Annotated in this window: 1 protein-coding gene; it reads left to right on the top strand. The window is 63.7% G+C overall.

From position 1 onward, the window contains the following. A partial coding sequence (locus TN53_RS43005; protein WP_046264367.1) for a zinc ribbon domain-containing protein occupies positions 1 to 281 on the top strand: 281 nt, incomplete at its 5' end. Positions 282 to 366 lie beyond the last annotated feature (85 nt).

Genomic DNA, 366 nt, shown 5'->3' on the forward strand with positions numbered 1-366 from the left:
GGCGTGAGTTCCGCTCGATGCTGGAGTACAAGGCGGCCTGGTACGGGCGGGAAGCGATTGCGGTGGACCGGTTCTTCCTGCGGGAGAGGATGCCGCTCAGCGTCCGTGCCTGGATGTGTGGGAACTGCGGGATGGCCCTTCACCGGGATGTGAACGCGGCGAAGAACCTTCTGGCCGCCGGGCTGGCGGCGACGGTCTGTGGAGCCGGTGTAAGACCTCAACGGAGCACTCCGGGCAGGCGGTCGGCGATGAAGCAGAAAACCCTACGGCGCGAGCCGTAGGAACCTCCTCGTTCACGAGGAGAAGGAAGTCAAAAGAGCGTTCACTCCCACCGATCACCGATCCGAGTGCGTGATGGAGATCGAA

Source organism: Streptomyces sp. WM6386 (genome assembly GCF_000972385.1).
GTDB lineage: Bacteria > Actinomycetota > Actinomycetes > Streptomycetales > Streptomycetaceae > Streptomyces.